This window comes from Nitrospirillum pindoramense (assembly GCF_007827955.1).
Taxonomy (GTDB): domain Bacteria; phylum Pseudomonadota; class Alphaproteobacteria; order Azospirillales; family Azospirillaceae; genus Nitrospirillum; species Nitrospirillum amazonense_B.
In genome coordinates, this window is sequence record NZ_VITR01000004.1 from 283,612 (window position 1) to 309,395 (window position 25,784).

The 25,784-nt window shown below is 67.1% G+C and carries 18 protein-coding genes and 1 pseudogene; 7 read left to right on the forward strand and 12 right to left on the reverse strand.

The features are described 5' to 3' along the window. Positions 1–28: 28 nt before the first annotated feature. From FBZ90_RS08470 to FBZ90_RS08485, 4 genes and pseudogenes are all read right to left on the reverse strand, one after another. Complete coding sequence (locus FBZ90_RS08470) at positions 29–823, reverse strand: transporter (RefSeq protein WP_186455671.1); 795 nt, start codon at positions 821–823, stop codon at positions 29–31. A gap of 144 nt (positions 824–967) precedes the next feature. Next, entirely contained in the window at positions 968–2,437 is a 1,470-nt protein-coding gene (locus FBZ90_RS08475) for an efflux transporter outer membrane subunit (protein WP_145730964.1), read from the reverse strand. A gap of 104 nt (positions 2,438–2,541) precedes the next feature. Next, positions 2,542–5,607 (reverse strand): annotated as a pseudogene (locus FBZ90_RS08480) (efflux RND transporter permease subunit); the annotation flags it as partial. Between the two features lie 4 nt (positions 5,608–5,611). After that, a complete protein-coding gene (locus tag FBZ90_RS08485; RefSeq protein ID WP_145730968.1) occupies positions 5,612–6,808 on the reverse strand; it encodes an efflux RND transporter periplasmic adaptor subunit in 1,197 nt (398 codons plus the stop codon). 676 nt (positions 6,809–7,484) lie between these two features. Here FBZ90_RS08485 and FBZ90_RS08490 point away from each other — a divergent pair. The 5 genes from FBZ90_RS08490 to FBZ90_RS08510 all read left to right on the forward strand — a co-directional run bounded on the left by FBZ90_RS08490 (position 7,485) and on the right by FBZ90_RS08510 (position 11,931). Then, positions 7,485–7,739 carry a hypothetical protein gene (locus tag FBZ90_RS08490; protein WP_145730970.1) on the forward strand — a complete coding sequence of 85 codons (255 nt, stop codon included), beginning with the start codon at positions 7,485–7,487 and terminating at the stop codon, positions 7,737–7,739. Continuing rightward, positions 7,736–7,918, forward strand: a complete 183-nt coding sequence (locus tag FBZ90_RS08495; protein WP_145730972.1) for a hypothetical protein — start codon at positions 7,736–7,738, stop codon at positions 7,916–7,918. Before FBZ90_RS08490 ends, FBZ90_RS08495 begins: the two co-directional genes overlap by 4 nt. 151 nt (positions 7,919–8,069) lie before the next feature. Further along, positions 8,070–8,849 carry a ribonuclease T2 family protein gene (locus FBZ90_RS08500; RefSeq protein ID WP_145730974.1) on the forward strand — a complete coding sequence of 260 codons (780 nt, stop codon included), beginning with the start codon at positions 8,070–8,072 and terminating at the stop codon, positions 8,847–8,849. 43 nt (positions 8,850–8,892) lie between these two features. Then, complete coding sequence (locus FBZ90_RS08505; RefSeq protein WP_145730976.1) at positions 8,893–9,744, forward strand: aspartyl protease family protein; 852 nt, start codon at positions 8,893–8,895, stop codon at positions 9,742–9,744. Between the two features lie 300 nt (positions 9,745–10,044). Further along, entirely contained in the window at positions 10,045–11,931 is a 1,887-nt protein-coding gene (locus FBZ90_RS08510; RefSeq protein WP_145730978.1) for a DUF3857 domain-containing transglutaminase family protein, read from the forward strand. Positions 11,932–12,011: 80 nt separating this feature from the next. On the opposite strand, the gene gatA is transcribed toward FBZ90_RS08510, so the two are convergent. Together gatA and gatC are read right to left on the reverse strand one after the other, a co-directional pair. After that, the gene (gene gatA / locus FBZ90_RS08515) at positions 12,012–13,496 is read right to left on the reverse strand and encodes an Asp-tRNA(Asn)/Glu-tRNA(Gln) amidotransferase subunit GatA (protein ID WP_145730980.1); all 1,485 of its coding nucleotides are present in this window, start codon (positions 13,494–13,496) and stop codon (positions 12,012–12,014) included. Further along, positions 13,496–13,783 (reverse strand): Asp-tRNA(Asn)/Glu-tRNA(Gln) amidotransferase subunit GatC, encoded by a 288-nt coding sequence (gatC, locus tag FBZ90_RS08520; protein WP_040845375.1) that lies wholly within the window; start codon positions 13,781–13,783, stop codon positions 13,496–13,498. Before gatC ends, gatA begins: the two co-directional genes overlap by 1 nt. A 101-nt stretch (positions 13,784–13,884) precedes the next feature. Here gatC and ruvX point away from each other — a divergent pair, with 101 nt between their 5' ends. Both ruvX and FBZ90_RS08530 read left to right on the forward strand, forming a co-directional pair. Then, the gene (gene ruvX / locus FBZ90_RS08525) at positions 13,885–14,463 is read left to right on the forward strand and encodes a Holliday junction resolvase RuvX (protein WP_145730982.1); all 579 of its coding nucleotides are present in this window, start codon (positions 13,885–13,887) and stop codon (positions 14,461–14,463) included. A 6-nt stretch (positions 14,464–14,469) separates the two neighbouring features. Beyond that, positions 14,470–15,396, forward strand: coding sequence for an AEC family transporter (locus FBZ90_RS08530; protein WP_145730984.1), 927 nt, complete (start codon positions 14,470–14,472; stop codon positions 15,394–15,396). 64 nt (positions 15,397–15,460) lie between these two features. Here the strand turns inward: FBZ90_RS08530 and FBZ90_RS08535 are convergent, their stop codons facing one another. The 6 genes from FBZ90_RS08535 to FBZ90_RS08560 all read right to left on the reverse strand — a co-directional run bounded on the left by FBZ90_RS08535 (position 15,461) and on the right by FBZ90_RS08560 (position 25,749). Then, positions 15,461–16,783, reverse strand: coding sequence for a sugar MFS transporter (locus FBZ90_RS08535; RefSeq protein WP_145730986.1), 1,323 nt, complete (start codon positions 16,781–16,783; stop codon positions 15,461–15,463). Between the two features lie 135 nt (positions 16,784–16,918). Further along, on the reverse strand, positions 16,919–18,508 hold the full coding sequence (locus FBZ90_RS08540) for a carboxylesterase/lipase family protein (RefSeq protein ID WP_246130222.1): 1,590 nt from the start codon (positions 18,506–18,508) through the stop codon (positions 16,919–16,921). 92 nt (positions 18,509–18,600) lie between these two features. Continuing rightward, a complete protein-coding gene (locus FBZ90_RS08545) occupies positions 18,601–20,820 on the reverse strand; it encodes a beta-glucosidase (RefSeq protein WP_145730988.1) in 2,220 nt (739 codons plus the stop codon). Between the two features lie 47 nt (positions 20,821–20,867). Further along, positions 20,868–22,262 carry a DUF1593 domain-containing protein gene (locus tag FBZ90_RS08550; RefSeq protein ID WP_145730990.1) on the reverse strand — a complete coding sequence of 465 codons (1,395 nt, stop codon included), beginning with the start codon at positions 22,260–22,262 and terminating at the stop codon, positions 20,868–20,870. After that, positions 22,259–23,734 (reverse strand): glycoside hydrolase family 30 protein, encoded by a 1,476-nt coding sequence (locus FBZ90_RS08555; protein WP_211101950.1) that lies wholly within the window; start codon positions 23,732–23,734, stop codon positions 22,259–22,261. Before FBZ90_RS08555 ends, FBZ90_RS08550 begins: the two co-directional genes overlap by 4 nt. Next, positions 23,734–25,749 carry a glycoside hydrolase family 3 protein gene (locus tag FBZ90_RS08560; RefSeq protein WP_186455672.1) on the reverse strand — a complete coding sequence of 672 codons (2,016 nt, stop codon included), beginning with the start codon at positions 25,747–25,749 and terminating at the stop codon, positions 23,734–23,736. Before FBZ90_RS08560 ends, FBZ90_RS08555 begins: the two co-directional genes overlap by 1 nt. Between the last annotated feature and the right edge of the window lie 35 nt (positions 25,750–25,784).

Below are 25,784 nucleotides of genomic sequence, written 5' to 3' on the forward strand. Positions count from 1 at the left end.
GTATCGAGGTCGAAAAGGGAAACGCGCGTCAGAAGCGGATCGTGAAGCCGACGAAGGGGTTAAGATCGTCCGCGGCCTTGGTCAGACCGATGTTCACGCCGCAGTCCAGGGAGAAGGTCGCCGTCACCTGATAGGTGAGACCGAAGTCCAGCGTGGCGACCGTGGCGGCATCGGGGCCGGTCTGCCGTTCACCGAACAGCTCGACATAGCCGTCCAAGGATGCCCCCAGGGGATGGCTGAGGGTGGCGGAGAAGGCCAAGTCGGGATCATAGCCGTTACCGATGGCGTTGCGGTTCAGGGCCAAGGTGGCCTGAGCCCCCATCTCCCATTCACCGCCCAGCTTCATGGAAAAGGGCAGGCCGACACCCCCCTCCACGGCCCCGTTGCCAAGAGCCTGGGCGGCGACGGGCAGCTTGACGAAGGGGATGAGGCCCAAGGCGGTAGCGCCCTCACCATCGTTCCCCCAGAGATTGACCTTGGCGCGGACGGTCATGTCCGACCAGCCGTGGATCCGGGTGTGGCCGCCCCCCCGCTCCGACAGCGCCATGACGGTGTAGGCCGGCGGGATGATGCTGAGTTCGGTATCGTCCCAAACGCCAATGCGGATGTTGGGCGCCATGTAGACGGTTTCGCGCCGGCGCGTGCCGTCGTCGTTATAGAAATCGCGGTTGTGGCTGACGATGTCCGCCTCGATCTGGATATAGCCGGGGTCGATGGTATAGGGGACCTCGGTCTTGTCCGGCCGGTCGGCGGTCATTTCCCGCGCCCCGCCTTCACCAGCGCGCGCCGGCGCGCCGGCGGACACGGCAAGCACCGCGGCCATCAGCGGCGGCCCAATCATCTGGATGGAAGTACGCACAGCCAGCCCCGCCCTGTCGTCCGTGACAAATCGTCACTGCGTCAAGACGGTGCCGGAAATAGGTTTCCCGTTGGTTAATAGATTTTTTGCGGGTTGATCAACGAAAGGTTAGGTTCCGCCCGCGGCCCCCGCATGTCCCGCCTCACCCCCGGCTTCCGCCGGCGGCACGTTCCACCAGCCGCCGCCGAGGGCTTGGAACAGGGCGGCCGTGTCCATCAGGCGCGAGGCCTCCGCCTGCACCAGGGTCAGACGCGCCTGGGCCGCCGCCTGCTGGGCCGCCAGGACGACCGACGGCGCCACCGCGCCCAGTTCCAACTGGCGCCGGGCCAGGGCCAGGCTATGGGCCGCAGCGGCATCGGCCCGCTGGGCGGCGGCCAGGGCGTCGCCATCGCTTTTCAGCGCTGACAGGGTGTCGGCCACGTTCTGGAAGGCGAGGACGACGGTGGAGCGATACTGCGCCGCCGCCTGGTCCAAGGCCGCCCGCGCCGCCCGTTCCTTATGCATCAGGCTGAAGCCGTCAAAGATCGGCTGTGTCAGGGTGGCGCCGAAATTCCAGAAGCCGTTGCCGGGGGAAAACAGGCTGTCGAGGGCTGACGCGCTGGAGCCGGTCGCCCCGCTGAGCGTCAGGTTGGGCAGCCGGTCGGCGATGGCCACACCAACCGCGGCGCTGGCGGCATGCAGGTTGGCCGCCGCCAGGCGGATGTCCGGCCGCTGCTCCACCAGCCGCACCGGCAGGCTGTACGGCAGTTCCGCCGGCAGGGTCAGGTCGGACAGCTGGAACGTCTCCGGTGTCGGATCGGCCGGCATGCGGCCCAGCAGGGCGTTCAACTGGTGCCGCTGCTGTTCCAATTGCTTTTCCAGGGCCGGAAGCCCCTGCTGGGCCTGCGCCACGGCGGTTTCGCCGGCCGCGACGTCGGCGGCCGAGACTTGGCCCAATTCCCGCTGGCGGCGCAGGATGGTCAGCGCCTTGTCCGCGTCGGCGATGATGGATTGCGTGGCGGCCACCTGGCCGCGCAAGCTGGCCTCCGTCACCGCGGCCACCACCACGTTGGCCGTCAGCGTCAGGTAGGTCGCCTCCACCTGGAAACGCTGGCCTTCTGCCGTCGCGTCCAACGCCTCCTGCGCCCGCCGGATACCGCCCCAGAGATCGGGGCTGTAGGAGATGGACAGTTGCGGCGTGAACAGGTTCAGCTGCGGCGCATTGTTGGCCGCCGTGGGCGCGACGGTGCCGGTGGGGTCCTTCTGCCGCGTCGCCTGGAAGCTGCCGGTGACGGAGGGGAAGAAAGATCCAACATTGGCCAGCGCGTTTTCCCGCGCCACCCGCAGCGCCGCCTGGGCGGCGGCCACGTCCGCATTGTGGGCCATGGCCTCGCGCACCAGGCCGTCCAGGGCCGGCGACTTGAACAGCGCCCACCAGTCAGCCGGAATGTCACGACCGGCCAGCAAGGCCTGCCCGGCCACCTTGGGTGGGGCGGCCAACGCCTGCGGCGGCGGGGCGTCGGGCGTCTGGTAGTCGGGCCCCACGGCGCAGGCGGCCAGGCACAAGGCGGGGATGAGGGTCAGGGCGCGGCGCATCATTCAGCCTCCACCACCGGGGCCGGCCCGTCTTGAACAGGCAGCGCGGTGCGGCTGGAGAACAGGCTGATCAGCACGGGCAGGACCACGAGAATGAGGACGGGGGCCAACAGGATGCCGCCCACCACCACCATGGCCAGGGGGCGCTGCACCTGTGACCCGATGCCGTGCGACAGGGCCGCCGGCAACAGGCCGACGCAGGCGGCGATACAGGTCATCATCACCGGGCGCAGGCGCGTCTCCGCCGCCTTCACCAGGGCCACCGACCGCTCGATGCCGGCATGGACCAGCTGGTTGAAGTAAGAGATGACGATGATCCCCTCCATCACCGAGATGCCGAACAGCCCGATGAAGCCGATGGCGGCGGAGATGGAGAAGGGCGTGCCGGTGACGGCCAGGATGAAGATGCCGCCGATCAGCGCCATGGGCATGACGCTGGCCGCCAGCAGCGTGTCGGTCATGGAGGAGAAGTTGAGGTAGAGCAGCACGCAGATCAGCACCAGGCTGACCGGCACGGCCACCGCCAGGCGGCGCACCGCGTCCTGCAGATTGCCGAACTCGCCCACCCATTCCAGGCGGTAGCCGCCGGGTAGTTGCACCTGGTCCGCCACCTTCTGCTGCGCCTCCAGCACGGCGCCGCCCAGGTCGCGGCCGCGCACGCTGAACTTGATGGGGATGTAGCGCCCCTGCCCTTCGCGATAGATGAAGGACGCGCCGGACACCATGCGGATGTCGGCCACGTCGGCCAGGGGAATGGGTGCCGTCCCGGTGCCGAGCGCCGTCGTCCCCACGGTGATGTGGCGGATGGCATCCAGGCTGCCGCGATCTTCCGGCGACAACCGCACCACGATGGGGAAGTTGCGGTCGCTGCCATCCTCATACAGGTTGCCGGCCGCCTGCCCGCCGATGGCGGCCTGGACGACGGCGTTGACGTCGCCGGTCGCCAGGCCATAGCGGGCGGCCTTGGCGCGGTCCACCGTGATCTTGATCGTGGGCTGGCCCAGCGACTTGAACACGCCAAGATCGGTCACACCGGGGACGGTGGACATCACCTGCTTGATATGGTTGGCGGTCTTTTCCAGCGTTTCCAGGTCGTTGCCGAACAGCTTGACCGAGTTCTCACCCTTAACGCCGCTGGCCGCCTCCTCCACATTGTCCTCGATGTACTGGGAGAAGTTGAACTCGATGCCGGGGAAGCGGTCGCTCAGCTTAGCTTCGATATCGCGGGTCAGGCGTTCCTTGTCCCAGCCCTTCGGCCAACTGTCGAAGGGCTTCAGCGGGACGAAGAATTCGGCATTGAAGAAGCCGGTGGCGTCGGTGCCGTCATCGGGCCGCCCGTGCTGGGAGATGACGGTCTCCACTTCCGGGTAGGACTTGATGACCCGGCGGATGCCATCCACCGCCTCGGTCCCCGCCTCCAGGGAGATGGACAGGGGCAGGTTGGCGCGGATCCACAGGTTGCCCTCTTCCAAGTGGGGCAGGAATTCCATGCCCATGAAGCGGGTGCAGGCGATGGCCAGCAGCATCAGCACGCTGGCCACGGCCAGCACCAGGCGGCGGTTGGCCAGCGCCATGCGCAACAGGGGAGGATAGAGGCGGTGCAGCACCCGCACCACCACCGTGTCATGCTCCCGCACCTGTTCGGGCAACAGGATGGCGCTCAAGGCGGGGGAGATGGTGAAGGTGGCGATCAGGCCGCCAGCGATGGCGTAGGCGTAGGTCTTGGCCATGGGCCCGAAGATGTGGCCCTCCACCCCCGACAGGGTGAACAGCGGCACGAAGCCCGCGATGATGATGGCGGCGGAGAAGAAGATGGCCCGGTTGACCTCGACGGCGGAATTGGCGATGACGCCGAACCGGCCCTTCAGGATCACGTCCTGCCGCACGCTGTGCAGGATGGACGACTTCGCGAAGCGCTCCTTGGGCGGCTGCGCCAGATGGCGGAAGATGTTCTCCACCATGATGACGGTCGCATCGACGATCAGGCCAAAGTCGATGGCGCCCACCGACAGCAGGTTGGCGGACTCCCCGCGTAGGGTCATGATCAGGATGGCGAAGAACAGGGCGAAGGGCACCGTGGCCGCCACGATGACGGCGCTGCGCAAATCACCCAGGAACAGCCACTGCACGAAGAAGATCAGGACGATGCCCATGACCATGTTGTGCATCACGGTATGGGTGGTCAGGTCGATCAGGTCCGACCGGTCGTAAATGGTCTTCAGGTACACGCCCGGCGGCAGGATGCCGGAGTTGTTGATCTTCTCCATCTCCGCCTTGGCGGCCAGGATGGTCGGCTTGCTCTCCGCCCCGCGCCGCATCAGCACGATGCCCTGGACGATGTCGTCCTGGTCGTCACGGCCGGCGATGCCCAGGCGCGGCTGGTTGCCCACGGTGACGGTGGCGACGTCGCCCACCAGCACCGGCGTGCCGCCGTTGGCGGCCAGCATGGTGCCGCGGATGTCGTCGGCGGAATGGATCAGGCCGACGCCCCGCACCACCATGGCCTGGTCGCCGATGTTCACCGTCTGGCCGCCGACATTGATGTTGGCATTGTTCAGGGACTGCAGCACGCCGGGGATGGTCAGGCCATAGGCGGTCAGCTTGCGCTGGTCCACCGTCACCTCATAGGCCTTGGTCTTGCCGCCCCAGCCCGACACGTCGATGACGCCCGGCACCGCCTTGAACCGCCGCTGCAACACCCAATCCTGCAGGGTCTTGAGGTCGGTGACCGAATAGCCCGGCGGGCCCACCACCTGATAGCGCAGGATCTCGCCAATGGGGCTTTCCGGCGAAATGGCCGGCTGCACGCCCGACGGCAGGTTGGACAGCTGCGACAACTGGTTGGTCACCCGCTGCACCGCCTCGTCATAGGTGAAGTCGTAGGTGAACTGGATCTTGATGTCCGACAGCCCGAACAGCGAGACGGAGCGGATGGCCGTGACATGGGGGATGCCGGCCATCTGCACCTCGATGGGCACGGTGATGTACCGCTCGATCTCTTCCGCCGACTGACCGCTGTTCTGCGTCACGATCTCCACCATGGGCGGGACCGGATCGGGATAAGCCTCGATATTCAGATGCAGGAAAGCGCCCACACCCACCACCAGCAGGGCGGCCAGCGCCGCCAGCATCAGGACGCGCTGGCGCAGCGCGAAAATGACGACCTTGTTCATGATGTCAGTCGCCCTGCGCCGCGCGGTCGATGAACAGGGCGCCCTTGGTCACCACGCTGTCCCCCGCCTTGAGGCCGTTCAGCACCTCCACCAAACCGTCCTGCTGCCGCCCCAGCGTGACGGTGCGCAGGGCCAGGGTGTGGTGGGCGGCATCGGCCACCCAGACACGGGCGTCGTCCCCCTCGTGGATCACCGCCCGTTCGGGCACGGCCAGGACGGGCGCCGCCAGCGAGGACAGCAGACGGACCACGGCCATCATCTCCGGCTTCAGGGCGCCATCGGCATTGTCCAGGGTGACCCGCACCGCCAGGCGCCGGGTCGCGGGATCCAGGGCCGGCGCCACCGCCGTCACATGGCCGCGAAACACCCGCGCGGGATAGGCGGGCACCCGCGCCTCCACCTCCTGCCCCACCGCCACGGCCGGCGCGTCGGCCTCGCGCACATTGGCCAGCAACCAGACGGTGGACAGGTCGGCGATGGTGAAGGCCACGGCGCCACCGCTGGCGGCGCCATTGACATACTGGCCCGGGGCCACCTGGCGCTGAAGCACGGTGCCGGCGATGGGCGCCCGCACCGGCGTGGGCACGAGGGCGGCACCCTCGTTCGCCAGCGCCGCGATCTCCTGCGGCGTGCGGCCCAGCACCCGCAGACGATCCCGCACCGCGGCCAGGGCGGCATGCGCCGTGTGCGCCGCCGTTTCCGCCGTCACCAGGTCGGCCTGCGACTGCTGCCAATCCTTCAGGGCGCCGCCATCCGCCTGGTAGAGGTCATGCTGGCGCTGCTCCGTCGCGCGGGCCTGGCGAAGCTGGGCATCGGCCGCCGCGACCGCCGAGGCGGCGCTGGCCAGGTCGCTGCGGCCCTGGGCGATGTCGGCGGCCTCCACGGTCATCAGCACAGCGTCCTTGGCCACATGATCGCCCACCCGCGCCATGACGGTACCCACCTGGCCGGTGACCGGGGAATAGACCGGGGTGGTCGCCTCATCATTGGCCGCCACGCGGCCATCGGTGTCGATGTGGGTCTGGAAGGGGTGCGGGGTCACGGCATCCATCCCCAGCGTCGCCCACTGGCCCGGCGTCACCTGGAAGGTGCCGGGGGCGGGATCGGCCTGTGGGGGCGCCGCCGCCACGGCAGGCGTCACGTCACTCTCGCGGATCACGATCATGGCGACCACGGCGACCAGAAGAAGGGTAGCCCCCAACCACTGCAGTCCATGGCCCGAACCGGAAAGAAAGCGGCGAAAACGCACCCTCTACACTCCACACGCCGTTTGGCGCCGCACGGGTCAAGGTTAAGAAACCGTGGCGCGATGACGCACCCGTGCATTGCACCGCAAAAACAAGGAAGCGCGAAATCGCACCTTTGGCGGAAAGTGGCAATGGGCTATTTCAGCGCAGGCGGGCGGCGAATTATTGGCTTGCTGGGGAATTTTCCCAGCAGGGCAACCATTGCCGGAAAAATTTGACTGTAATGTTACGGCTCCCGCGCCGCAATGATGCCGTTTTCCCTTGCGATAAGGTCCCCAGCGCCGACTGAACGCCGACCAGCGTTCAGTCGCAGACGCACCAAGGGTCGCGGGCCGCGCCATTTGCCGCATGGACCTATCACCAACGGCGGAGGGGGTTCCACTTCCGCCGTGGGGCCCCTCTTTCGTCATCCACCCTGCCGATACGCCGATTGCCCGGCGGAGGTGGATCGGATGTCGCGGATAGGCATTCCGGCGCCCTTCCTAGCGCTTTGGCCGGCCTTCCGGTTGACGGTGAAACCGACCCCGCTATTTCCCGATTTCGTTACCCGGGAACGGATTTTGAAACCGTCCGAACGGATCACGCGGTGGGCCGCCAAGGCCCGTCACAGAACGTCTGAGGTCGTCGGTGTTGAACGCCCTGCATAAGCTACTGTCGGTCACCGTCGTTCTGCTGCTGCTGGTTCCCCTGACGGACCTGGCGATGCAGGTTCTGCCGCCGGTGATCGGCGCCCTGCCGCCGCTGCTGGCGGGCCTGGTCTTCGTCGCGTTTCTCGGCCAAGCGGCCGCGGCCGTGATCCGACGCGCCGGCCCAACAGGGGGCCGAGCCGAAACCGGCCCTGGCTCAACCCGTCCTGGTTCACTGCCGAAAGAGATCGCGCCATGAACGCCCCCCTTCGTTCCATCCTTTACGCCATTCTCAGCCTGCTGCTGATCATCATGCTGGTGGACCTGGCGATGAGCCTGCTGCCCCCGATCCTGGCAGAGGCGTTGCGCATCATCGTCGGCATCGGCGTGTTCCTGTTCCTGCTGCAGTTCCTGGCCAGCCTATTCCGACGGACCTAGCAAGCCCGGAGTGATCGCTGGGCTTGCTGTGGGGATCGCCGCGGCCAGGGGCCCTATCGCTTCCGTGTTCCCCATTTGGACCATTTCGCTCTTGACGGCGGCGGCTTTGTCCCACACTCCATAGGGGCGAACCGGATGGGGGATACACGCGATGCGCAAGGGTGTTCAGCAAACCGCCATGGCTGCCCTGGTGGCCAACCTTATGGCCACCCTCCTGACCAGCGGCCCCGCCCTGGCGGCGGACTCGCCCTCCATTCCGGCGGACAAGCAGACACCCGGCCATCACACCTACATGCTGGTGCTGAGCTGGGAGCCGGAGTTCTGCTACCTGCATGGCGACGGTCATCCGGAATGCGCGGCGGGCGACCGGGCCACCAGCTTCGGCGCCACCCACCTGACCCTGCACGGCCTGTGGCCGCAATGGAGCAGCGCCTGCTCCCTCTCCGCGAAGGACAACGACCCGACGTGGAAGGACCGCGTGTTGCCGCCCCTGTCGCCTGCGGTGCAGAGCACCTTGGCGGAGGTCATGCCGGGCATCGCCTCCGGCCTGACGCTGCATGAGTGGCAGAAGCACGGCTATTGCAGCGGCCTCAGCGCCGATCAGTATTACGCCCAGGCCGGCGCGATGGTGAAGACGCTGGGCAGCAGCAAGGCCGGCACCCTGCTGGCCAATGCCACGGGCAAGAGCGTGACGCGCAAGGCCCTGTGCGATGCCCTGGCGGCCGACTTCGGCGAAGCCGCGCGCCAGTCCGCCGTGCTGGGCACGGGCAAGGCCGCCTTCCTGACCCAGATCACCTTCACCCTCAAGGCGGCCGACGACGGCACCACCGCCCTGGACGCCGCCCACCTGACCGACAGCCCCGCCGACCAGGCCGGCCGCTGTGACAAGGGCAACCCGGATGAGGCGCTGAAGGTGGCGGGATTCAAGTGATCACCCTTGATCCATGACAGGCTGACGATGGACAGGTGAGCCTATGTCGGGCGCGATACCCTTTGATTATGCATCCCAGCAGGCGCCACTGATCGTTGTCGAGGGACAGCTTGGTGAACAGGCGGAAAGAGGGCGTATTGTCGTCGACACCGGCGCGACCGCCCCCTTCCCGATATTCCTGAGCGTATCCCAGGCCCAGAGACTGCACCTTCCGCTGTCGGACGATGTTACGCCGGAAAGCTCGACGGCCATCGGCGGCGGACCGCAAACTTACCGGGAAGGGGAGTTGCCCGCCTTTTCGATCGGCCCCGTCAAGCTGGAACATGCCAAGGTCGCGGTTCTGCCTATGATCGACGCCATGACGCGGCAGGTCGGCACCCCCGTCGATGCCATCGTTGGCTATCAGTTCCTTCGCAACTATCGTTTCTCCATCGACTATGTCGCACACCAGATCGACTTCGCGGCGGCGATAGGGCGGGATGCCGACGCCTTGCCATTCAGCCTCGGCCAAAAGAAGCCCCTGATCCTGGTCCAGGCGACGGTGAACGGCGCCGGTCCCTTCACCTTTGAAATCGACACCGGGGCCACTGTGACGACCCTGTCCCCCGACGCGGCGGAGCGCGCCGGAGTTGTCGCCACGGGGGACGGTGTCCTCGGCGGCGCAGGCGGGACGGTGGCGGTCCGGCGTGGCGACGCGCGCATCAGCCTTGGTCCCGTAAGTTACGACCTGAGGAATGTCAGCATTTCCGACCGCCTCTCCGCCATCAGCTCGGCGGCTGGGTCGACGGTCGACGGCATCTTGGGGCTGGACTTCCTATATCGAACCAGGCTGACGATCGACTATCCAGGCGCCAAGGTATGGATCGTCGGGGCGCCACCACCTGGCGGCCAGTAGCGCGGCCCTTTACCATTCCTGACCCAGATCACCTGAACCCTCAAGGCGGCGGATGACGGCACCACCACCGTGGATGCCACCCACCTGAACGACGGCCCCGCCGACCAGACCTGCCAGTGTGACAACGGCAACCCGCATGAGGCGCTGAGGATGGCGCGGCTCCCCTGGGCTGCGACATTCTGGTCGTTTAAATTTATAAAACCAATTTGCCTTCATGTAGAATGGTATATTTAATTTCGTCTTAGCGCAATAAATAGTCTGTTAATTTCACATTTACAATTCTAACCAGAAAGAACAGGCATGGGCACTTCTAGAAGGGTGATATGGGCGCTGCTGGCGGGCACCATGGGGACGCCGCTGTCGGCCCATGCGGCGGACAAACCTATCGAGTATAAAGAGTCCAGCGCCGAAATCGTGGTGGAACGCGACGGCACATACACCAAGACCAATCATCTGGAACTGTTGGCGAAGACCACAGCCGCCGCCCATAATATTGGGCAACTCAATGAATACTATAGCGAGAATCTTGAAGATCTGGATATCGTCGACGCCTACACCCTGAAGGCCGACGGCCGTAAGTTGCCCGTCGATTTGAGCGCCATCCTGACGCAGGCACCCCAGGGCGCCGCCAATGTGCCGCTCTTCAGCGACCTGAAGATGAAGACCATCATCTTCCGCGACGTCACGGCCGGGGATACCGTCGCCTATACCGCACGACACCATATCAAGGTGCCCTTTCTCAAGGGCCAGTTCATGGACAATGTGACCTTTTCGCCGACCTTGCTGGTCCGGGATGAGCGGGCCACGATCTCCCTGCCCCGGGACATGCCTCTGAGCATAGAGGCGCATGGCATCTCCATTACCCAGGAGGCAGTGGGCGACCGCGTTCTCTACCGCTGGCAGTACAGCAATCCTGATCCGCTGACGGAGGATCTGGCGGCTGTCTCCCAGAAGGATCGCGGGACACGCTTCTTCGTGTCCACGTTCAAGGACTATGACAGCCTGGCCAAGGCTTACGCGGCGGAAACGGCAGCCGCCGAAACCGTCACGCCTAAGATACAGGCGAAGGCCGACGAGATTACCGCCGGCGTTACCGATAAGCGGCAGCAAGCCGAAAAGCTGTACGCTTGGGTTAGCACCCACATCCGGTACGTGGGGTTGGAATTCGGCAGAAGCGGCATTATTCCCCACGCGGCGGAAACCGTCATGACCAATGGCTACGGCGACTGCAAGGACCACGCCACCCTGCTTGGCACCCTGCTGAAAGCCAAGGGTATCGCCAGCGAATTGGTCCTGATCAACGCCGGCAATGGCTACAGCCTGCCAACCGTCCCCACCTTCGCCCAGTTCAACCATATGATCAGTTGGCTGCCGGAGTTCCATCTCTACGTCGACACCACCGCCATGGTCGCCCCCTTCGGCGTCCTTCCGTTCTCCGAATACGGCAAACCGGTCCTGCATGTCGTCTCAAACGGCGGCGCGGTTCGTCAGGTGCCGGTCTTTCCTACGGGTTCATCGTTGAAGGTTGTCGCGGTGGCGAAATTGAATGCCGACGGCGTCATCACGGGGAGTATGGATGCTGAGGGGAACGGTCCCTTCGGCATGAGCCTGCGCGACAGTGCCCAGGAGGCGGAGGCCAAGGGCCCGGATCGAATGGCCGCGCAATTCCTCCAGGCTTGGGGCTTGGCCGGAAGCGGAACATACACCTTCGACCAATCACCACTTGCTCTAAGCCCCAGCTATCGTATCGGGGGCAGCTACACGGCTGACCCCAAGCCGGAAATGCTGACGGGCGCGGGCTTTGGCATGCCCAATGGCTTGCAGATCGTCCTGCCGGTCGGCGACCTTCTGATGGGCGACCTCAATATCCCCCGGATCAAGGACACCGAACCCACCCCCTGCTTCAGCGGCCATATGGAGGAAACCCGGTCGCTGGAATTGCCGGCCGGATACACGGTGACCAAGCTGCCCGGCGACGCCACCATCGCCGACGACCATCTGAAATATGTCAGCCAGTGGTCGCAGAAGGGACAGGTGGTGACGGTCCGCCGCACCTTTGACACCCATATCGATCAGGCCCTATGCACCGGCGACGTGCGCAAGTCCGCCGCCAAGGCCCTGCTGGCCATCGCCGCCGATCAGCGGGCGACGATTTCGCTCATGCCGGTCAACACCGCCGGCCATTAAGTCCAGGGCGGAGCGCGCAATTGGAAAAGGCGGCGCCCGCGAGGACGCCGCCTTTTATCATTCCGGGACCGGAACAGCCGTTACGACACCAGGGGCGGAAGCGGCTGCGGGCCGGCGGCCTGTTCGATGACGTGGCCCACCTTCAGCACGGTGGCCTCATCGAACGGACGGCCCAGCACCTGCAGGCCCAGGGGCAGGCCCTCGCTGCTCAGGCCCGCCGGCACGGACAGGCCGGGCAGGCCCGCCAGGTTGGCCGGCACGGTGAAGACGTCGTTCAGGTACATGGCGATGGGATCGTCCATCTTCTCGCCGATGCCGAAGGCGGCCGACGGGGCGGTGGGCGTCAGGATGACGTCGCACTGCTCATACGCCTTGGTGAAGTCCTCGGCGATGCGGGCCCGCACCTTCTGCGCCTTCAGGTAATAGGCGTCGTAGTAGCCGGCCGACAGCACATAGGTGCCGATCATGATGCGGCGCTTCACCTCGGCGCCGAAGCCCTCGGCGCGGGTGTTCTCGTACATCTCCTTCAGGTCCTTGCCCTCGACGCGCAGGCCGAAGCGCACGCCGTCATAACGGGCCAGGTTGGAGGAGGCCTCGGCCGGGGCCACGATGTAATAGGCCGGCAGGGCGTACTTGGTGTGCGGCAGGCTGATCTCCACCGGCGTGGCGCCGGCGGCCTTCAGCCATTCGATACCCTGCTGCCACAGCTTCTCGATCTCGGCCGGCATGCCGTCGACGCGGTATTCCTTGGGAATGCCCACGCGCAGGCCGCGGATGTCACCGGTCAGCGCGGCGGCGTAGTCCGGCACCGGCAGGTCGATGGAGGTGCTGTCCTTGGGGTCGTAGCCGGCCATGGAGCGCAGCATCAGGGCCGCGTCCTTCACCGTGCGGGTCATGGGGCCCGCCTGATCCAGGGACGAGGCGAAGGCGACGATGCCCCAGCGCGAGCAGCGGCCATAGGTCGGCTTGATACCGACGATGCCGACGAAGCTGGCGGGCTGGCGGATGGAACCGCCGGTATCGGTGCCGGTGGCGCCCAGCGCCAGGCGCGCCGCCACGGCGGCGGCCGAACCGCCCGAGGAACCGCCGGGCACCAGCTTGCGGGTGAAGTTGCCGGCTTCGTCCTTGGGCGACCACGGGCTGATCACCGGGCCGTAGTGGCTGGTGATGTTGGCCGAGCCCATGGCGAATTCGTCCAGGTTCAGCTTGCCCAGCATGACGGCGCCGTCGCGGAACAGCTGGGTGGTCACCGTGCTTTCATAGGGCGGGACGAAGCCGTCCAGGATGTGGCTGGCGGCCGTGGTCTGCACGCCCTCGGTGCAGAAGAGGTCCTTGATGCCCAGGGGCAGGCCGTCCAGGGCCCGCTGTTCGCCCTTGGCGTAGCGGGCGTCGGCATCCGCCGCCTGCTTCAGCGCCACGTCCGGCGTCTCGACGATGTAGGCGTTCAGCTCCTTGGTCGCCGCCATGGCGTCCAGGTGCGCCTGGGTCAGTTCGACGGCGGTGAACTCCTTGGCGGCCAGGCCGGCCAAGGCGTCGGCCATGGTCAGGTGGGTCAGCTTCGTCATCACTCGACAACCTTGGGCACGGAAAAGAAATTCTCGGTGGCGTCGGTGGCGTTCGCGACCACCTTTTCCGGATAACCGCCGTCGGTCACGGCGTCGGGGCGGCGGCGCAGGTTGGCCGCGACCACGCTGGTCATCGGTTCCACGTTTTGGGTGTCCACCTCGCCCAACATTTCCACCCAGTGCATGATGGTGTTGAGTTCGCCGGCCAGTTGCTCCAGATCGGAGTCCGGGACCTTGATGCGGGCGAGATGCGCGATCTTCGCCACGGTGGCCTTGTCGAGGGACATGGTGCTAAGTCTCTCCTTCGAAATAAGGAGCCTCGGGGGCGATGGCAGGCGGCGTGTCGTATGCCGCCGGCCCCCGGGCGGCGCGGAAGGTAACACCCGGTATGGCGATCCGCAACCTCAGGGAACTCAAGGCCCACTTGCCCCCCGGCGGGCGGCTGATGGGCCTGGATTTGGGCTCCAAAACCATCGGCATGGCGATCTCCGATCCCGGCCTGACGGTGGCCTCGCCCGTGGGCACGATCACGCGGCGCAAGTTCACGACGGACGTGCAGGACCTGGCCAAGGAGCTGCGCGGCCGCAACGTCGCCGGCTTCGTCATCGGCCTGCCCCGCAACATGGACGGTAGCGACGGCCCGGCGGCCCAGTCCGCCCGCAGCTTCGCCCAGAACCTGATCGAGCAGCCCCACCTGCTGGGCGGCACGGTGCCGGAAATCGCTTTCTGGGACGAGCGCCTGTCCACCTCGGCCGTCAGCCGCATGATGATCGAATGGGACATGACGCGCAAACGCCGGGACGAGGTGGTCGATCGCATGGCGGCGGCCTACATCCTTCAAGGCGCGCTGGACTATCTGGCGGCCCAGGCCGCCCGCGCCGCGCTGGCGGCGGAGGATGAGGCCGGCGATAGCCATGAAGAGGACCGCTACGACACCGGGCGGGACGATACCGACCGGGACGCCTGACCGAACATGCTGCAGGTTCTGACGGCACTGGCGCCCACCTTCCTGCTGATCGCGATCGGTTTCGCCCTGCGGCGGTTCAAGCTGATCGACGCCGCCTTCTGGGGCGCGGCGGAACGGCTGATCTATTACCTGCTGTTCCCGGCCCTGTTGATCGACAGCACGGCCAAGACCAACCTGTCGGGCATGGACATCTGGGCCATGGGGGGCGCCCTGGTCGGGGGCATCCTGCTGGTCAGCCTGGCCCTGCAGCTGACCTGTCGGCGCCTGTCGGGCAGCGATCCAGCCTACACCTCGGTGTTCCAGGGGGCCGTGCGGGTCAACACCTATGTGGCCATGGCCCTGGGCGCCGCCCTGCTGGGTCCCCACGGCACGGCCCTGATGGCGATCGGTGTGCTGTTCTGCATGCCGACGGTGAACGTGCTCAGCATCCTGGTGATGCAGCGCCACGGCGACGTGCCCGCCGGCATGAGGGGACACCCTCTGCGCATCCTGTGGCAGATCCTGAGCAACCCGCTGGTCTGTTCCGTCATCGCCGGCGCCGCGCTGAACCTGGCGGGCATCCGCCAGATCCCGGTGGTGTCGCCCGTCATGGCCGTGCTGGGTCAGGCCAGCCTGCCCCTGGGCCTACTGGCGGTGGGGGCCGGCCTGGGCTTTTCCGCCATCCAAGGCGCCAAGGTGGCGGTGGCGATCAGCAGCGTCGCCCGGCTGGCGGTTCTGCCCCTGGTGACGGCGCTGTTGGCCAGGGCGCTGGGCGTGGGGGGCAACGCCTTCACCGCCGTAGTGCTGTACAACGCCTTACCCACCTCCGTCAGCGCCTACGTCCTGGCCCGCCAGATGGGCGGCGACGCGCCGTTGATGGCCGGCATCATCACCGTGCAGACCCTGGCGGCGGCCATCACCCTGCCCATCGTGATGGCATTGCTGGCCAGCTGAAAAGACTTCGGCGGCGCCAGGTCGCCCCAACGCCGCCGAGCTCTCTCACCGATGCTTTCGTGCCTCAGTGCATGGACACGGCGCGAGGCGCGCTGCCCTTTGTGGCGGGCTTGCCCGACAGCAGGTGCAGGCCGGTCAGCAGGCCGTAGCCGGCGATCATCAGGTAGCAGGCCACGGGAACGATGAAGGCCAGCACCAGACTGGTCATGTCCGCGACCTTGCCGGTGATCATGGGCACCACGGCGCCGCCGAAGATGGCCAGGCACAGCATGCCGGCCCCCTGCGGCGTCTCTTCCTCCAGGCCATCGATGGCGATGGTGAAGATGGTGGGGAACATGATGGAGTTGCACAGCCCCACCGAGAGGATGGTGGCCATCGCCATCGTGCCGGTGCTGGCCATGGACAGGCTGACCAGCAGGGCGGCGGCCAGCGAGCACGCCATGAGCACGATGCCTGGACGGGCGAAACGCAGGACGACGGAGCCGATGAACCGGCCGACCATGGCGCCGCCCCAATACAGGCTGACCAGCACGGCGGCCTTGGATTCCGGCGTGTTCAACACATCATGCAGGTGCATCAGGCCGGCGAACCAGGTGCCCAATTCGGATGCCGCGTCCCGCGTCCGATCCAGGATCAGGTAGTTGACCATGGCGCTGCCGATGGACACCTCGGCCCCGACATAGACGAAAATGGAGACGACACCCAGGGCGAGTTGGCTGTGGCGCAGCACCTTCACGCTGAGGCCGCTGCTGCCCGACTGCTGGTCGGTGGCGGCCCCTTCACGCCCGCGCAAGAACCAGAACAGCACGGCCAGGACGATCAGCAGGCCCGCGATCATCAGGAAAGGCACATGCACGCCGCGCGCGCTGGCATCCCCATCCGCCGCCTTGGACAAGATGAAGACGGAACCGAGGATGGGGCCGATGGTGGTGCCGAAGGAATTGAAGGCCTGGGCCAGGTTCAGGCGGCTGGACGCCGTTTCCGGCCGGCCCAGCAGCGACATCAGCGGATTGGCCGCCACCTGCAGCACGGTGATGCCGCCCGCCATGACGAACAGCGCCAGCAGGAAGGCGCCGAACAGGCCCATGCTGGAGGCTGGCACGAACAGCAGGCAGCCCAGGGTCATGATGCTGAGGCCGGCGACGATACCGCGCAGGTAGCCCAGGCGCGCCAGCAGGGCGCCCGCCGGAACCGATACGACGAAGTAGGCCAGGAAGAAGGCGAACTGCACCAGCATCGCCTCGGTGTAGTTCAGCGAGAACTGTTCCTTCAGCTTGGGGATCACGGCGTCCACGATGGACGTGGCGAAGCCCCAGGCGAAAAACAGCATGACGACGATCGGGGCCAGCGACGTCATGGATTTATTGTGGGCGGATGCGGTCGACATCGATCGTTCGTCCAGTCGGTATAGTAAGTCCGGGCCCGAGGGGTTTGACATCCACCGGGCCCGGGTTCAATGCCTATTACGACACATTCCTATTTTATTGCGTTGCGAAAAGAAATTTTTCGCAACGCACAATAATCATTTGCTCTTTTGTTCCGCGACTTTTTCCACCAGATCCAGCCGCGCCTTGAGCGGGTCCTCCTCCAGCACCGGGCCCTTGGCGCCGAACTCCATCAGGCGCTCGTCCTTGCCCGCCTTGAAGGGGGCCCAGGCGGGCAGGCCGGCCGGATCGGGCTTGCCGGTCTTGGCGAAGGCGACCCAATAGGCGTGCGCGGCCTTGGCGGCGGCGGCGTCCGCAGCCGTCAGGGCGTCGCCATAGCGCGCCTTGACGGTATCGAAGACGAAGGGAATTTCCGTCGCGTGCGGGGTGCCCCACCATTCCTTGCGCATGCTCTCCGCCACGTAGGAATAGCGGAAAAGATACACGGGCGACTTATGGGCCGACAGCAGGCGCGCGGTGTAGCGCGCGGGCTCGATGAACATGGCCGCACCAGCGGCCCGGTGCCCGATCAGCTTCACGTCGCGCGTGCCGTCAGGGTCCAGCAACGCCAGGGCCTGGTCGCGCTCAGCGCCGAATGGGGCCAGGATGCTGTCCAGCGTACCGCCGAAGAAGAAGCCATCGGCCCCGGTGGCGCCGACCATCACCGGGACATCGGCCCCCTTCCCCGCCGCGTAGGCCAGGACCGGGGCGGCATACTGCACCACCGCGCCATCGACCATGGGGCCGGCATAGGTGGGGGTGTTCATGGTGGCCATGTTGAGGCCATCCACCACGGTGTCCGCCGGCAAGGCCCGCAGGGCCGCTAGGCCGGAAGCGCCCGTGTCGCTGATGCCGTGCTGGGCGGCGTAGGCCACCCCCGCCTTTTCACCCGAGGGCGCATCACCTTCCGCATGCACTGGCGGGGTCGGCAACAGGCGCTCGCGCCCCGCGCCCGACTGGATGATGCCCCGGGTGAACAGGCCCTTGGCCAAGGGCGAGGTCAGCAGCATGTGCACCGAGACGCCGCCGGCGGATTCGCCGAAGACGGTGACATTGTCAGGGTCGCCGCCAAAGGCGGCGATGTTGCGCTTCACCCAGTGCAGGGCTGCCAGTTGGTCAAGGTAACCGAAATTGCCGGTGGGGCCCTGGCCCGCCTCCGCCGTCAAGGCGGGGTGGGCGAAGAAGCCGAAGCGGCCGACGCGGTAGTTGAAGCTGACCAGCACCACGCCGTCCCGGGCGAAGTTGGACCCGTCATAGACGGCGGGTGAACTGCCGCCATTGACGAAGCCGCCGCCATAAATCCACACCATCACCGGGCGCTTGGCCGCCGGCTTGGTGGCCGTGTCCTCTGGTGCCCAGACGTTCAGGTACAGGCAATCCTCTGCCGGCGCCACGCCCAGCGGGGCGGCATCGCCCGGCAGGGGCTTTTGCATGCAATCGGCGCCGTACTGCGTGCCGGAGCGTACGCCCGTCCAGGCGGCGGCGGGCTGGGGCGGGCGCCAGCGCAGGGGGCCCACCGGCGGGGCGGCGAAAGGTATGCCCTTGAACGCCGCGACCCCATCGGTGACGACGCCGGACACCTTGCCCTGTTCCACCTGGGCCACGGGCGCCTCGGCCGCCAGGACGGGCCCGGCCAGCAGCAGCGCCACCGTGGCGCCGCCCATCAACCGCCTCATCATCTTCAACATCACGTTCCCCTTGTCAGGATCATAGCCATCGGCCCAAGGCGCCGGTGCCAGGAATAGCCGACACCGGCGGCAACCCAAGGTTCCAGGAAGGCTTATGGCCGCCGTGTGGACGCGGTCACGGCGGCACCGCCCTTCAGCGTCAGGTCCGTGGCCGATGCGCCGACGGCCACCTGGTACTCACCAGCCTTCACCTGCCAGGCATGGGCGCCCTCATCGAAGCTACCCAGCAGGCGGGTATCGGCGGTGACGGTCACGCGCTTTTTTTCGCCGGGCGCCAGCGACACCTTGGACCAGCCGATCAGCCGCTGCGTCTTGGTGCCGGCGGCATTGGTCAGGTAGACCTGGGGCACATCCTGCCCCGGGCGCTTGCCGGTGTTGGCCACATCAAAGCTGACGGTCAGGGTGTCGCCGCCCGAGACCTTCACATCGCTGTAGGCGAAGTGGCTGTAGCTGAGGCCGTAGCCGAAGGGGAACAGGGGCTTGGCCCCCGTCTTGGCATAGTGGCGGTAGCCGACGTCGGCGCCCTCGGTATAGGTGATCTCCGCCGGGCTGAACTCCGGCTTGTCGGCGCCGGGAATGTCCTTGCGCAGCAGCTGGGCGTCGCTCGCCGGGAAGGTGATGGGCAGGCGGCCGGACGGGTTGGCGTCGCCGAACAGGATGTCGGCGATGGCCTCACCACCCCGACTGCCGGGATACCAGGCCTCCACCACGCCGGCCACCTTGTCCAGCCAGGGCATATGCACCGGCCCGCCCGTTTCCAGCACCACGATGGTGTTGGGGTTGGCGGCGGCCACGGCGGCGATCAGCGCGTCCTGGCCATTGGGCAGGCTGAGGTCCGGCGCGTCGGCCCCCTCGCTCATCCACTGGGTGGCAAAGACGATGGCCACGTCCGTGGTCTTGGCTAGGGCCGCCGCCTCCGCCGGGTAGGCGCCATCGGTGAAGCGCACCTGCTTCTCGCCCGCCTTGGCGCGGATGGCCTTCAAGGGGGAGGACGCATGATAGACCACGGTGCGGAAGGCGCCCATCATGCCGTCGCCGCCCAGGGGGATGCTGGCGCCGGGGCCGGCATCGGACACCACCTGCGACGATCCGCCACCCGACAGCACGCCGACATTGGCGAAGCCGCCGATGACCGTGATGGTCTTGCCTTTCGCGGCCAGCGGCAAAAGGTCGGCCTTGTTCTTCAGCAGGACGATGCCCTCCGTCCCCGCCGCCTTCGTCACCTGGGCGTGGGCATCGAAGTCGATGGGCGCCTTGGCCGCCGGCTTGTCGAACAGCCCGGCCGCGAACATGGAGCGCAGGATGCGCCGGGTCATGTCGGACAGGCGCTCCGCCGGCACGGTCTTGTCCTGGATGGCGGCCTTCAGCGGCTCATTGAACCAGACCTTGCCACCGGGGCTCAGCATGACGTCGATCTGTTCCCCCGATTCCTGGTCCAGGCCGTTCACCGCCGCCTCGACGCCATGGACCGCCCCCCAGTCGGACATGACCCAGCCGGGATAGGCCCAGTCGGTCTTCAGCACCTTGTTCAACAGGAAGGGGTTGTCGCAGGCATAGGCGCCGTTGACCTTGTTGTAGGCGCACATGACGGAGCCGGGCTTGCCCTTCTCGATGGCGATCTGGAAGGCCAGCAGGTCGCTTTCGCGCGCCGCCGCCTCGCCGATCTTGACGTCCAGGGTCATGCGCTGGGTTTCCTGGTCGTTCACCGCGAAGTGCTTGATGGTGGAAACGACGTTCTGGTCCTGGATGCCCCGGATGGACTCCCCGCCCAGGGTGCCAGCCAGCAGCGGGTCCTCACCCAGATATTCGAAGTTGCGGCCGTTGCGCGGGTCGCGCGCCAGGTTGACGCCGCCGGCAAGCAGGACGTTCAGGCCCTTGGCGTGCGCCTCCTGTCCGATCATGGCGCCGCCCTTGTAGGCGGTGTCGGGGTTCCAGGTCGACGCGAGCGACAGGCCGGACGGCAGGGCCGTGGACGGGTCGCCCGGCCGCACGTTCATGGGGTTGGCGACACCCAGGCTGGCGTCGCTTTCCTGCAAGGCGGGAATGCCCAGGCGCGGCACGCCGGGAATGTAGCCGGCGGAACCGATGGCCCCCTCCGGCAGCTTGGCGCCCAGGAAGGGCATGGCCATGGGCCCATGCACCAGGCCGATACGCTCATCCAGCGTCAGTTCCTTGTTCAACAGGTCCGCGCGCTGATCCGGCGACAGTTTGGTGTCCATCCAGGGCCGGCCACCGTCGGCGGCCAGCGCGGCGGTGGCGAGGGAAAGCGACAGGGCCGTGCCCATCAGCAAGGAGCGGGTGCGTGCGGTCATGAGGTGCGTTTCCATCAGGTTGTTTTGCTTAAGAAAAAAAGAGAAGGTCATGCGGACGGCACGTCGACGATGACGCGGCGATAGCGGGTCAGCGGCAGCGCGCCGCCGCCGGTCACCTCCAGGATCAGGTGCAGACGCTGCGGCCCCGGCAGGAGGGGCGGCGCCGTCGGCGCGGTGATGACGGCCTTGGGTCCGTCAGCCCCCTGGATGACCAGCTCCGGCACCACCGCCAGGGCGTCCTGCCAGGTGCTGGGTTCCTTGTACTGCCACCACCGGAAGGTCAGGGGGCCGCCATCGGGGTTGACGGAAGCGCTGGCGTCCAGGGCCAGGCTGGCCCCCGGTTTCAGCGTCACGGCGATGGGATCGTCGCCCACCTGCCCGTTGACCACCACCCTCGGTGGGTGGGGCGCCTGGGTGCGATCCGCCGTCAGGGTCCAGCCGATGCGGGCGGCGAAATCGTTCTGGTAGGCTTGGCGCCAGCGCCAGATCGTGGCCTGAGCGCTGCGGTGGGCCTGGCCGTCGGCGCCCATGGCCGTGTCGACGACATCGGTATGCAACCCCAGCCCGTCGGCGGCCAAGCCGTACCGGCCGCCCCACCCGCCGTAATCGGGACGGTCCGGCGCGTTCAGGCCGTTGGCGACGAGGTACAGGAAGGACGGGCTGTCGCCCTCCATGATGTATTTCCATTGCGGATAAAGGCTGCCCAGCGGGCCCTTGCGGATATGGGCGTCTATCCAGTCATGGGAGACGGAAGCGCTGTCCGGTCCTGGGAATTGATAGAACGCCTCCCCCGAGATGCCGGTCCAGGTGGCGGTGGAATAGTGGCTAAAGGCATGGATGCTGCCGATCCAGAAAAGCTGGGGATGGCGCGTCCTGACCCAGGCGCCGCTGTCGTCCTGGTCGGAAATGGCATAGACCCGCAGCCGGGAGACGAAGGCCGCCACCTGATCTGGCGTGCGGGTGGCGCCCACATGATACAGGGCCTGGGCCAGCACGTTGGCGCCGCCCCAGATGGTGACCCACAGCGGCCGGGGATCGGGATCGTCCACAGCCGCGATCAGCGCGGTGGAGGCGGCGCTGTCATGCCCCTCCCCCACGCCCGCCAAGCCATAGAGCGCCGGGCCCGCCGTGACGCGGGCCATCAGCGCGGCCGCTTCGGGATAGGCCGGGTCGTGGGCGCGCAAGTTGGGCAACACCTGGCCATAGGCCGCGATGCGTTCCCGCAGCCGTTCAGGATGCACCTGGTCCTTCTGCCAGGTGGAGGTGGTGGCGGCCAGGCCGGCCACATCCATCTGATCGGTGTAGAGCAGGAAGCGAACGAAGGATTCCTCGTCATCCGGCTCGTTGGCAATGTCCGTCAGGACGAAGACGCGGGGCTTGGGCGCGGCAGTGGCCGTCCAAGGCACCAGGGCGATGAGCAGGACAAGCGACAGAAGCTTCACAACAACCTCCCCGGAATGACGAAGGTGTTGAAGCTGTCGGCCGGCAGGCGGGCCGTCAACAGACGCTCCCCCACCTTGGCGCGGATGACTTGGGGGGCCGCCATCTCGTTCTGGACGACGATGACCACCCCGCCGTCCGGGTTGCGGAAGGCCAGTTGGTTCTCGAACCCCGTGAAGCTTTCCGCCGGCAGCAGGCGCGCGCCAGGTCGCACAGGATGGCTGAGGTGTCTCAGCACCTGAAAATCAGGGTTGAAGCGCACCGTGCCCGTCGGGCCGTCCACGGTCACCAGGGCGTTCTGCGGCCAGCCCCAGCCGCTCATCCCGCCCGTGGGCATGACCATATTCCAGTATTGCCAGGCGCTGGCCCCGTTCAGCAGATAGCGCTTCATCAGGTCCCAGCCATAACGGGCGTAATGCCAATCGTTGGTGCCGGTGCCGCATTCCTGTTCCGACCCCCAGATGGCCAGGTCGGGATGGCGGTCGGCGATCACCGGCAGTGCCCCCTTGCCGGCCCATTGCACCCCCACGCCCCGGATCAGCGGGCCGGCGGCCGGATCGCGCATCACCCGGCTCAGCAGATCGGCGTTCGCCCGCTCCAGCGTGCCGAAATAGAGGGTGACGCCCACCTTCTCCATCTCCCGCCCCAGATGGGGAAGGAAGCGGGCCAGGCCGGCGGGCGTCCAACAGCAGCTGGGGAAAGGCTGGGCGGAGTTGAACTCGTTCTGGGGCATCACCGTGCCGATGGGGATGCCGGCCTCGGCATAGGCCTCGACATAGCGGCGGAAGTAGCGGGCATAAGCGTCGAAATAGCGGTCGTCCTGGATGAAATAGTCCTGCCCCTCCTTTCCGACCTGATCCGGTTTCAGGCCATTGGATGGCTGTCCCGGCCAGGCGGGTGTCATGGCGTAGTGACGGTTGGTCTTCATCCAGGTGGGGGGGCTCCACGGCGACGCCCACAGCCGCAGGTCCGGCTGGCGGGCCCGCGCCTCGCGGATGAAGGGGATCAGCGTCTCATGGTCGTTGGCGATGCTGAAATGATCGAGCGCGAAGTCGCCGTCGACCTCGTCGTAGCTGTACCAGCCCCGGGCGATGTCGTTGGCACCCATCGGCGTGCGGCAGAGGGTGAAGCACAGCCCCGCCCCGGGGCCCTCCCCCGGCGCGAACAGGGCATCGAGGACGGCGGCCCGCTGGGCCTCGGGCAGGGCCCGCAGGGCTTCCCAGCCCTTTTCACTGAAGGCGCCGCCGAACCCCACCATGGTCTGAAGCGGGCGGTCCAGCCGCACCTCGACGTCCCGGCCGAAGGGATCGGAGCCGGCGGCGGTCCATTCTGCGCCCTGGAGCGATACCCAGGCCGCCGTCTGGGTGGTGCATCGCCACTCGACACCGCCCAGCCCGGCGGCGAGAGCCATCCGGCTGCCGGCGACGACCGTGGCGGCGCCGGCAGCCACCACCAGTTCCCGCCGGTTCATCATCACCGCAGTCCCGCCTTGGCGCCGCCAGCCCCGAGGCGATACAGCGGATCCGCGCTGTCGTGCGGCACGTCCGACGCCTGGGCGGCCACGGCCTCCATGCTGCGCGGCAGCTCGAACGGCAGGCGCCCCTGGGCCGCCGCCTTGCCCGTCACCACGTCCAGGAAGGCCTGGTCGCTGACGCCGAAATCAACGTACAGGCGGGCGGCCTTGTCACGGATGTTGGTCAGGATGGCCGGCCGGTCCAGATAGACGCTGACCACCGCCGGGACCTTGGCGGCGGCCATGGCCTTCAGCGCCTCATAGTCCGCGTTGCCGTCGTGGAAGCCCAGATCACCCTCGTGCTGCAGGCTGCCGAAGGTGTAGTTGGGGTGCAAGGTCTGAAAGGGCGCGGACAGGCGCAGGAGGGCCACTTCCGCCTTCTTCGGATCGTCCACCACTGTCAGACCCGCCGCCTTGGCCGCCTCGGCCGACACGCCACGCAGGAAAACCTTGCGACCAATGAGCGGCACGGGGCCCTTGCCCGCCTCCAGCAAGACCATGGACCGGGACTGCGCGGCCAGCCCCTCGGTCAGGAACTGCGGGGTGCCCACAACCTTGGCGGCGGCCTGGGCGTCGACATAGGGGTTCTCGAACAGTCCCTGGCGGAACTTGAGTGCCAGGATGCGGCGCACCGACTGGTCCAGCCGCGCCTCCGTCACCAAACCTTGCTTGACGGCGGCCAGCAGGGGGGCCGGATCGTCGACACCGCCGAACTGGTCCAGGCCGGCCTCCAGCCCTTTGGCGAAGCGCGCCGGGGTGGACAGGTCCTCGACACCCCAGGCGGTGGAGAAATCCTTGAAGGTCGGCCGCTCCCCTGCGGGGAAGCCGTTGCGGCAGACCTCATTACAGTCGTTGGCGATGGCCCAGTCGGACAGGATGACGCCCTGGAAGCCATAAGTGCCGCGCAACAGGTCGGTCAGGAGCCAGCGGTTGAAGCCAGCGCCCACCTGCTCCACCGGCTTGCCATCCACCACCATCTCTTTCAGGATGGAATAGGTGGGCATGACGCCGGCGACGTGGGCGGCGAAGGCGCCTTTGAACGGCAGGACATGCAGGTCGAAATGGGCCGGCCGCACCAGGGAATAGCGGCCATAGCTGTTGTGGCTGTCAAAGCCCTCCGCCGCGGCACCGTAGCCGACCCAATGCTTGACCACCGCCGAAACACCGGTGGCGCCGGGGCCGTCATCGCCCCCCTGGAAGCCCTCGATATAGGCCTGCACCAGACGGCCATCCAGGGCCGGGTCCTCGCCAAAGGTGCCGTTGATGCGGGACCAGCGCGGCTCCGTCGCCACGTCGGCCTGGGGCGACAGGGTCTGGTGGATGCCCACCGCCCGGTATTCCTGACGGGCGATGTCGGCGAAGCGGCGCACCAAAGCCGGATCGCCGATGGCGCCCAGGCCCAGCGGCTCCGGCCATTGGGAGAAGCCGGCTGACAGCTGGCTGGCGCCGGCCGTCACCTGGAAATGGTTGCGCGGGTCGGTGCTGAGCGTCAGCGGAATGCCCAGGCGCCCGCCCTCAGCCACCGCCTGCAGGCCATTATCCTGCTCCGCCAATTGCGCCGGGGGGGTGGCTTGGCGCGTGATCAGGGTGGTGATACCCAGATCGCGGATCATGTGGGTGGCCAGCGGAAAGTCGTAGGGCCCGCGCATGGTGGCGAAGGAGAAGCCGCCCTCCGGCGGCACGGTGCCGTGCAGCAGGGTACCCGCCTTTTCCTCGACCGTCATGCGGGACAGGAGGTCGGCCACGCGGGCATCGACCGGCAGGCGCCAATCCTCGTAAGCGTCCAGCGTGCCATTGCCGTTCAGGTCGCGGAAGGACAGGCCATCCACCGTCAACAACGGCTTCACCCGGCTGCCCAGCACCGGCTGCGACGGCCCGCCCCAGGCGGGCACGGCGGCCGGCGTGGCCAGGAGCACGCTCAGGGTCACCACGGCGGCCAGGCGGGGGGCGGAACGGCGGCGGATCGGCAGGGGCATGGGTCTCATCATCCCGTCGTTTGAAAACAAACCGG

Excerpts from the sequence above, each read along its gene's own strand:
- FBZ90_RS08470 (WP_186455671.1), bottom strand. The coding sequence starts at position 823 with ATGGCCGCGGTGCTTGCCGTGTCCGCCGGCGCGCCGGCGCGCGCTGGT.
- FBZ90_RS08475 (WP_145730964.1), bottom strand. The coding sequence starts at position 2,437 with ATGATGCGCCGCGCCCTGACCCTCATCCCCGCCTTGTGCCTGGCCGCC.
- FBZ90_RS08495 (WP_145730972.1), top strand. The coding sequence starts at position 7,736 with ATGAACGCCCCCCTTCGTTCCATCCTTTACGCCATTCTCAGCCTGCTG.
- FBZ90_RS08500 (WP_145730974.1), top strand. The coding sequence starts at position 8,070 with ATGCGCAAGGGTGTTCAGCAAACCGCCATGGCTGCCCTGGTGGCCAAC.
- FBZ90_RS08505 (WP_145730976.1), top strand. The coding sequence starts at position 8,893 with ATGTCGGGCGCGATACCCTTTGATTATGCATCCCAGCAGGCGCCACTG.
- FBZ90_RS08510 (WP_145730978.1), top strand. The coding sequence starts at position 10,045 with ATGGGCACTTCTAGAAGGGTGATATGGGCGCTGCTGGCGGGCACCATG.
- gatA (WP_145730980.1), bottom strand. The coding sequence starts at position 13,496 with ATGACGAAGCTGACCCACCTGACCATGGCCGACGCCTTGGCCGGCCTG.
- gatC (WP_040845375.1), bottom strand. The coding sequence starts at position 13,783 with ATGTCCCTCGACAAGGCCACCGTGGCGAAGATCGCGCATCTCGCCCGC.
- ruvX (WP_145730982.1), top strand. The coding sequence starts at position 13,885 with ATGGCGATCCGCAACCTCAGGGAACTCAAGGCCCACTTGCCCCCCGGC.
- FBZ90_RS08530 (WP_145730984.1), top strand. The coding sequence starts at position 14,470 with ATGCTGCAGGTTCTGACGGCACTGGCGCCCACCTTCCTGCTGATCGCG.
- FBZ90_RS08535 (WP_145730986.1), bottom strand. The coding sequence starts at position 16,783 with ATGTCGACCGCATCCGCCCACAATAAATCCATGACGTCGCTGGCCCCG.
- FBZ90_RS08540 (WP_246130222.1), bottom strand. The coding sequence starts at position 18,508 with ATGTTGAAGATGATGAGGCGGTTGATGGGCGGCGCCACGGTGGCGCTG.
- FBZ90_RS08545 (WP_145730988.1), bottom strand. The coding sequence starts at position 20,820 with ATGACCGCACGCACCCGCTCCTTGCTGATGGGCACGGCCCTGTCGCTT.
- FBZ90_RS08555 (WP_211101950.1), bottom strand. The coding sequence starts at position 23,734 with ATGATGAACCGGCGGGAACTGGTGGTGGCTGCCGGCGCCGCCACGGTC.
- FBZ90_RS08560 (WP_186455672.1), bottom strand. The coding sequence starts at position 25,749 with ATGCCCCTGCCGATCCGCCGCCGTTCCGCCCCCCGCCTGGCCGCCGTG.